At 71.0% G+C, this 5,578-nt stretch carries 3 protein-coding genes; 2 read left to right on the top strand and 1 reads right to left on the bottom strand.

Going from position 1 to position 5,578, the window contains the following annotated elements; translation table 11 throughout:
• On the top strand, positions 1 to 1,758 hold a 1,758-nt coding region (locus tag QK444_RS31730), incomplete at its 5' end, for a LuxR family transcriptional regulator (protein WP_282785757.1).
• A 178-nt stretch (positions 1,759 to 1,936) separates the two neighbouring features.
• Here the strand turns inward: QK444_RS31730 and pgi are convergent.
• Positions 1,937 to 3,574: a glucose-6-phosphate isomerase gene (gene pgi, locus QK444_RS31725; protein ID WP_282785756.1), complete on the bottom strand. Its 1,638-nt coding sequence runs from the start codon at positions 3,572 to 3,574 to the stop codon at positions 1,937 to 1,939.
• A gap of 328 nt (positions 3,575 to 3,902) precedes the next feature.
• On the opposite strand from pgi, the gene QK444_RS31720 reads away from it, so the two are divergent.
• Complete coding sequence (locus tag QK444_RS31720) at positions 3,903 to 5,354, top strand: NAD-dependent succinate-semialdehyde dehydrogenase (RefSeq protein ID WP_282785755.1); 1,452 nt, start codon at positions 3,903 to 3,905, stop codon at positions 5,352 to 5,354.
• Positions 5,355 to 5,578: the final 224 nt, after the last annotated feature.

Below are 5,578 nucleotides of genomic sequence, written 5' to 3'. Positions count from 1 at the left end.
GCCCGCGCCCGCACCACGCCGGACGAAACCCTCGCCGCCGCACTGGAGGCCGCCGCCGACTACGCGTGCGAGCACACCGCGCACGCCAGCGCCGTCAGCGCCCTCGAAGCGGCCGCCCGGCTCACGCCCGACCTCGTCGTACGGGGCCGCAGGCTCACCCGCGCCGTGGAGACCGCACTCGCGGCCGGATGCGCCGACCAGGCCCTGCGGCTCGCCGACACGGCCGAACAGCTCTGCCTCACAGCGGGGGAGCGGGCGCGGATACTCGGCGTCCGGGCGACGATCGAATTCGAGGTCGGGTCACCGCACCGGGCCTATCAGATCATGCTCGACGCCGCCGAACACGTCGCCGACCTCGACCCCCAACGGGCCGCGTGGCTGCTCATCGACGCGGGCCGGATCGCGTGGACCGCAGGCGATCTCGCGGATTTCCGGACGGCGTACCACCGACTGGCGGAGCTGGCCCTCGGACCCATGCGGGAGCCGCTGCTGTCCGCGCTGCGGGGACCGATGGTCATGCAGACCGGCGACCCGGTCGGCGGGATCGCGCTGATCCGGGCGAACGTCGCCTTCGGGCGGACGGTGCCGCTGGAGATGATCTCGCTGCGGCACGCGTTCGCGGCGCAATCGGCGCTCATCGGGGATATGGAGGTCGCGCGGGAACAGCTCACCGAACTGGCCGGGCTGGTGTGTGAGCGCGGCATGATCACCTGGTGCCCGTCGGTGGGCTGCGTCCTGGCCAATGCGGAACTCATCCTGGGCCGATTCCGGGAGGCGGAAATCATTGCCGCCCACAGCCTCCGGGTCGCCGCCGACACCGGGCAGCCGGGGCGGGTGGCGACGGCCGAGGCGCTGCTCGCCATGATCGCGGCCGTGCGCGGCGACGAGGCGCGGTGCCGGGAGCTGGCGGGGCGCACGCTGCGGCACGAGCCCGGCGATTTCAACGCCATCGACGTCACCCACGGGTACTGGGCGCTGGCGCTGCTGGATCTCGGCTACGGGCGCTACCGGCAAGCGCTCGACCGCCTGCGGGAACTGTACGAGCAGCCGAAGCAGGCGCGCGGGCACTGGACCGACCTGCTCGCGGACCTGATCGAGGCGGCGGTGCGGGCACGGCGACCCGATCGGGCCAGCGCCGCCATGTCCGAGATCGACACCTGGGCGGCGGCCCTGGACAAGCCGTGGGCGGAGGGGATCGCCCTGCGGTGCCGGGGACTGCTGAGCGGCGACGGGGAGCTGTTCGGCAAGGCGCTCGGACTGCACGCGGCGGCGCAGCGCTGGTACGACCATGCGCGCACCGGGCTGCTCTACGGGGAATGGCTGCGCCGCGAAGGCCGGGAGGCCCAGGCGCGGGCCGCGCTGGCGGAAGCACTGGAGACATTCGAGCGGCTCGGGGCGGCGCCGTGGGCGGATCGAGCCCGCGCGGAGTTGCGTGGGCTGGTGGAACAGGGGGCCGAGACCGGCGCGACGCGAGAGCCCCGGCCGCCGGGGGAGCTTCGCGTCGTCGATGTCTACCGCGTCGCCGAGGACCGGCGCACCGAGGAGCACCGCGTCGCCGAGGCACACCGCGTGCCGGGGGAGCCGCTGACCACATTCGAACTACAGGTGGTGCGCTTGGCCGCCGCCGGACTCACGGAACGGGATATCGCCGCCAAGGTGTTCCGCAGCGTGCGAACCGTCGGGCACCACCTGGACGCGGCCTGCCGCAAGCTCGGCGTGGACGACCGCGAGACACTGCGCACAGCCTGGTCGGAGTGATCCGAACGGGGCGACGGGCTCCGGAGCCGCGGCCCGTGGCGGGCCAGCTCCGCTGACGGGTCATGCGCGGCGGACAGCGCGGGCCGAGCGATGCGGCGCTCCCGAATGCACCTCGGCGGCGCGCTGCCCGGAGCGTGTACGCGCGACGATACGGCCGGTGCCGGACCGGCGGGTGCCGTCAGCGGTTGGCGCGGTACCAGGCGATCAGGGCGTCGGTGGAGGAATCCGCGCCGGGCTCGGGGTCTTCCGCCGCGGTGAGGAGGGGTTCGAGGGCCAGGGCCTGTTGTTTGCCGAGTTCCACACCCCACTGGTCGAAGCTGTCGATGCCCCAGATCGCGCCCTCGGTGAACACCTGGTGCTCGTAGAGGGCGATGAGCTGGCCCAGCACGGAGGGGGTCAGCATCGGGGCGAGGATGGTGGTGGTGGGGCGGTTGCCGGGCATCACCTTGTGCGGCACCAGGTTCGGGTCGGTGCCCTCGGCGGCGATCTCCGCGGCGGTCTTGCCGAAGGCCAGCACCTTGGTCTGGGCGAACAGATTCGACATCAGGATGTCGTGCATGCTGCCGGTGCCGTCCATGGTCGCCAGATCGTCGGTGGGACGGGCGAATCCGATGAAATCGGCGGGAACCAACCGGGTGCCCTGATGCAGCAGCTGGTAGAACGCGTGCTGGCCGTTGGTGCCGGGCTCGCCCCAGAAGATCTCACCGGTGGAGGTGGTCACCGGCGTGCCGTCCGCGCGCACGGACTTGCCGTTCGACTCCATGGTCAGCTGTTGCAGATACGCCGGAAAGCGGGCCAGGTCATTGGAATACGGCAGCACCGCCCGCGACTGCGCGCCGAAGAAGTTCGAGTACCAGACGCCGAGCAGGCCCAGCAGCACCGGTGCGTTCTGCCCCAGCGGTGCGGTGCGGAAGTGTTCGTCCACCCGGTGCATGCCGTCCAGGAACTCCGCGAAGCGCTCCTTGCCGATCACCGCCATGATCGACAGGCCGATGGCCGAATCCACCGAATAGCGGCCGCCGACCCAATCCCAGAAGCCGAACATGTTCGCGGTGTCGATGCCGAACTCCGCCACCCGCTGGGCGTGCGTGGACACCGCCACGAAATGCTTGGCCACCGCGTCGTCGCCGAGCGCGGCCGTCAGCCAGCGGCGGGCGGCGGTGGCGTTGGTGAGGGTCTCCAGCGTCGAGAAGGTCTTGGACGCCACGATGAACAGCGTGGTCGCCGGATTCAGGCCCGCGAGCGTGGACACCAGATCGGCGGGGTCGACATTGGAGACGAACCGGGCCGAGATTCCGGCATCCGCGTAATGCCGCAGCGCGCGGTACACCATGGCCGGACCCAGATCCGAGCCGCCGATGCCGATGTTCACCACCGTGTCGATGCGCTCACCGGTCGCGCCGCGCCACTGCCCCGAACGCAGCGCATCGGTGAATTCGCCCATGCGCCCGAGCACTTCGTGCACCTCGGCGGTGGCGTCGGCGCCGTCGATCTCGGCGCGCCGCCCGGCCGGTGCGCGCAGTGCCCAGTGGCCGACCGCGCGGTCCTCGGAGGTGTTGATGTGCCGCCCGGCGAACATGGCGTCGCGGTGGCGCTCCACGTCGGCGGTATGCGCCAATTCGACCAGCAGGTCCACGGTTTCGCGGGTCACGCGGTGCTTGGAGTAGTCGATGTGCAGGTCCGCGACCCGCACGATCAGCTCACGCCCGCGCTCCGGATCGTCGGCGAAGAACTCACGAAGGTGACGGTCGGCCAGGGCCGCATGATGATCGTGCAGTTTCCGCCAGGCCGCCGTCGCGGTGATGTCGCTGCTCACGTCCGCCGACACTACTGAAATTTCTTGCACTGTGTTTGATTTGCCCTCCGCTTCGCTCCGGGCGGGTTCGCGGCGTTGGAAGTCCCGGTTCTTCCCTCCCTCCGCTCCCTCCCTCCGCTCCCCCGCTTCGCTCCTCCGCTCCGGTCAGTCCAGAACCGGGACGCGCCGCGAACCGAATGGGGTGCCGTGAAGGGGCCGGTCGGGAGCGGCAAGGCAGGTCGGGAGCGGCAAGGCGGGGCGGGAGCGATGCGGCAGGTCGGGGACAGTGAGGTGGCGAGTGTCTCGCGAATTGGGGGCGGGGTGCGGTAGCCGCTCCTAGGCTGGAGACATGGTGTCCGAAAGCGAACTACTGCAATCCGTTCCCACCCAGCTCTGGATCGGCGGACCGGTGGACGCCACCGGTGGCGGCACCTTTCCGGTGCGTAATCCCGCCACCGGCGAGGTCCTCGTGGAGGTCGCCGATGCCACGCCCGAAGACGGGGTCCGCGCGCTGGACGCCGCGGTGGCGGCGCAGGCCGACTGGGCCGCGACGCCCGCCCGGCAGCGCGGAGAGATCCTGCGGTCGGTGTTCGAGGCCATTACCGCGCGGGCCGAGGAGTTCGCACTGCTCATGACCCTGGAGATGGGCAAGGCGCTGCCGGAGTCCCGCAACGAGGTCAAGTACGGGGCCGAGTTCTTCCGGTGGTTCAGCGAGGAGGCGGCGCGCGTGCACGGGCGTTACCAGACCGCTCCGTCCGGTACCGGCCGCATCATGGTGCACAAGCAACCGGTCGGGCCGTGCCTGGCCATCACGCCGTGGAACTTCCCCCTCGCCATGGGGACACGCAAGATCGGTCCCGCACTGGCGGCGGGCTGCACCATGATCGTGAAACCGGCGGGCGAGACCCCGCTCACCATGCTGCTGCTGGCCAAGCTGTGCGCCGAGGCCGGATTGCCCGAGGGCGTGCTGTCGGTCGTCACCACCAGCCGTTCCAGCGCCCTCACCGCGCCGCTGCTGGAGGATCCGCGCCTGCGCAAGCTCACCTTCACCGGCTCCACCTCAGTGGGCAAGAAGCTGGTGGAATCCTCCGCGCACGGCCTGCTGCGCACCTCCATGGAATTGGGCGGCAACGCGCCCTTCGTGGTGTTCGACGATGCCGATATCGACGCCGCCGTGCAGGGCGCGCTGCTGGCCAAGCTGCGCAACGGCGGTGAGGCGTGCACCGCGGCCAACCGCTTCCACGTGCAGAACTCGGTGCGGCGCGAGTTCACCGAGAAACTGGTCGCCGCCATGGCCGAGGCCAAGCTGGGACCCGGCACCGACGACGCGACCACGCTCGGCCCGCTCATCAACGAGGATCAGTTGACCACGGTCACCGAACTCGTCGACGACGCCGTCGCGGCCGGGGCGACCGTGGCCCTGGGCGGCAAGGCCCCCGGCGGTCCCGGCTGGTTCTACCCGGCCACCGTCCTCACCGACGTCCCCGCGCGCGCCCGCATCCTGAGCGAGGAGGTCTTCGGCCCCGTCGCCCCCATCGTCGGCTTCGACACCGAGGAGGAGGGCCTCGCCGCCGCCAACGACACCGAGTACGGCTTGGTCGCCTACGTCTACACCCGTGACCTGGACCGCGCCCTCCGCATCGCCGAGGGCCTGCAGACCGGCATGGTCGGCGTCAACCGCGGCGTCATCTCCGATCCCGCCGCACCCTTCGGCGGCGTCAAACAGTCCGGCTTCGGCCGCGAGGGCGGCTTCGAAGGCATCGAGGAGTACCTCGACACCAAGTACATCGCCCTCCCGTAGACAGCCGCGCACAGAAAAAATCGACCGCCCCGGGGTGAATAGTCACCCGGGGCGGCCTGGGGAACGCGGAGCCCGTCGAACCCGGAGCTCGTCGAACGCCGCGAAGTCTCTATCTACCGCTCACCAGCACCCAACTCCAGCCACCCGCCCGAAGGAAGCACCTCCGCCCCGCGCCGCCCCGCCGAACGGACCACACCCCCCGGACCTCACCTCAACCCTCCCGG

It is taken from the genome of Nocardia sp. CC201C (genome assembly GCF_030010695.1).
Classification (GTDB): Bacteria; Actinomycetota; Actinomycetes; order Mycobacteriales; family Mycobacteriaceae; genus Nocardia; species Nocardia otitidiscaviarum.
The sequence above is the reverse complement of the archived record's forward strand: the minus strand, read 5'-3'. Positions and strand labels throughout refer to the sequence as shown.

Bases quoted from the DNA above. Each gene is read 5' to 3' on its own strand.
- QK444_RS31720 (WP_282785755.1), top strand. From the start codon at position 3,903: ATGGTGTCCGAAAGCGAACTACTGCAATCCGTTCCCACCCAGCTCTGG.